A 1,224-nucleotide genomic window follows, 5' to 3' on the forward strand; every position below is an offset into this window, starting at 1 on the left:
TGCAGTAGTCAGGACTTGATCTGACAGACGGTGTCGTTGAGCTGAGGCGAGAGCCGAGGCCGGGCGCGGAGTGGTCGAGGTGCAGAGCGTCCGGCCTCGGCGTTCCTGAGGACACCGATCATGACGAGGGAACAGAAGGTCATCCGCGGCAAGGTGGGCCTGCTGGAGCTGGCCAAGCAGCTCGGCAACGTCAGCCAAGCCTGCAAGATGATGGGCTACTCGCGGGACAGCTTCTACCGGTTCCGGGAGCTCTACGACACGGGCGGCGAGGTGGCGCTGCAGGAGCTGAGCCGGCGCAAGCCGCTCTTGGCCAACCGCATCGCGCCGGAAGTCGAGGCGCTGATCGTGGCGATTGCCCTCGAGCAGCCGGCCTATGGGCAGATCCGCGTGGCCAACGAGGTCCGCGCCCGTGGGCATTCGATCTCGCCAGCAGGCGTGCGCGGCGTCTGGCAGCGCCACGATCTGGAGACCATGAAGAAGCGGCTGAAGGCTTTGGAGGCCAAGGTCGCGCAGGAGGGGCTGGTGCTCACGGAAGGGCAGCTCGCGGCACTGGAGAAGGCCAAGGCCGAGAAGGAGACGCACGGGGAGTTCGAGAGCGAATGCCCTGGCTACTGCGGGGCGCAGGACACCTTCTACGTTGGCACCATGAAGGGAGTCGGGCGCATCTACCAACAGACCTTCATCGACACCTACGCCAAGGTGGCGTTCGCTAAGCTCTACGACCGCAAGACCGCGCTCACGGCAGCCGACCTGCTCAACGATCGCGTGGTGCCGTTCTTCGATGCCCAGGAGGTGAAGCTGTGCCGGGTGCTGACCGACCGCGGCACCGAGTATTGCGGCAACCCCGAGCACCACGAGTACGAGCTCTACCTCGCGGTCGAGGACGTGGACCATTCCCGGACCAAGGCCAGGAACCCGCAAACGAACGGCATCGTTGAGCGCTTCCACAAGACGGTGCTGAACGAGTTCTACCGGGTCGCTTTCCGTAAGAAGATCTACGGCTCGCTGGCCGAGTTGCAGGCCGACCTGGATGCCTGGATCCAAAGCTACAACGAGGAGCGGCCGCATCAGGGCCGCTGGTGCTTCGGCAAGACGCCGATGCAGGCCTTTCTTGACGCCGTGCCGCTCGCCCGGGAGAAGATGATCGCCGCCTGACCACCATCAGGCAGTCGAGACCGACCATCTCCAGACATCAACTGTCCGATCAAGTTCCAGCTACTACAG

General features: G+C 64.3%; 1 protein-coding gene. It reads left to right on the plus strand.

From position 1 onward, the window contains the following. Positions 1-120: 120 nt before the first annotated feature. Positions 121-1,155, plus strand: a complete 1,035-nt coding sequence (locus tag MOX02_RS30640; RefSeq protein ID WP_147029516.1) for an IS481 family transposase — start codon at positions 121-123, stop codon at positions 1,153-1,155. Positions 1,156-1,224 lie beyond the last annotated feature (69 nt).

It is taken from the genome of Methylobacterium oxalidis, assembly GCF_007992195.1.
GTDB classification, from domain to species: domain Bacteria; phylum Pseudomonadota; class Alphaproteobacteria; order Rhizobiales; family Beijerinckiaceae; genus Methylobacterium; species Methylobacterium oxalidis.